The sequence below is a fragment of the Thalassovita aquimarina genome (assembly GCF_018219815.1).
GTDB lineage: Bacteria > Pseudomonadota > Alphaproteobacteria > Rhodobacterales > Rhodobacteraceae > Thalassobius > Thalassobius aquimarinus.
Window position 1 is genome coordinate 1 of the sequence record NZ_JADMKU010000060.1, and the last position, 598, is coordinate 598.

A 598-nucleotide genomic window follows, 5' to 3' on the forward strand; every position below is an offset into this window, starting at 1 on the left:
CGCTTGCGTCCGCCGCGTTTACGGACAGTTAACCGTTCTTCCCGATAGAGCCGGAACAGCTTCTTATGGTTCACCTCGACGCCTTCCCGCTGCAACAGGATATGAAGACGTCGGTAACCAAACCGACGCCGTTCATTGGCCAGTTCACGCAGCCGCTTGCGCAGGGCCACATCATCCTGACCCCGCTTCCGGTACTGAAAGACAGACCTGTGCAGGTCCTCCAGTTCACACGCCCGACGCTCTGACAGGCCGTGCCGGTCCATTACGTCCCGCACGGCCCGCCGTTTCACGTCAGGCGTTAGTAGTTTTTTGTTGCCAGATCCTTCAGGGCCGCATTGTCGAGCATCGCATCCGCCAACATCCGCTTCAGCTTGTTATTCTCGTCTTCGAGAGCGCGGAGCTGCCTGGCGTCGGAAACGTTCATCCCGCCGAACTTGGCCTTGTACTTGTAGAAAGTCGCATCGCTGATGCCATACTTCCGGCAGAGATCCTGCGCCTTCACGCCAGCCTCATATTCCTTGATCATCCCGATGATCTGTTCGTCGCTAAATCTGCGTTTCATGGTCCATCCTTTACTTGGACGGATCACTAACACCGC

Annotated in this window: 1 pseudogene; it reads right to left on the minus strand. The window is 56.9% G+C overall.

The features are described 5' to 3' along the window. Positions 1-562 (minus strand): annotated as a pseudogene (locus IT775_RS21385) (transposase); the annotation flags it as partial. Between the last annotated feature and the right edge of the window lie 36 nt (positions 563-598).